Source organism: Bacillus sp. AC266 (assembly GCF_979253805.1).
The window spans coordinates 1-244 of sequence record NZ_CEEDEC010000063.1; the positions used below are offsets into that span (position 1 = coordinate 1).

1 protein-coding gene is annotated in these 244 nt (G+C 40.6%); it reads left to right on the forward strand.

Annotated features, from left to right (window positions below):
* Positions 1-211: ACT domain-containing protein (locus AC0IXC_RS29325; RefSeq protein WP_471653725.1), on the forward strand; the 211-nt coding region annotated here is incomplete at its 5' end.
* Between the last annotated feature and the right edge of the window lie 33 nt (positions 212-244).

The window sequence follows — 244 nt, forward strand, 5'->3', positions numbered from 1 at the left end:
GGTTTCTATCGTTGGTGCTGGAATGGCAGGTATTCCAGGGGTTACAGCGAAAATTGTCACAGCTTTAGCGGAAAATGGTATTCAAATTCTGCAATCAGCAGATAGTCATACGACAATTTGGGTTCTTGTAAAAGAAGCCGATGTAGTGGAGGCTGTGAATGCATTACATAGTGCATTTGAGCTTTCAAAAGAAATGCAACTGGAACAATAAGGAGTGAGATCATGATAGATTTTGGGACAATTG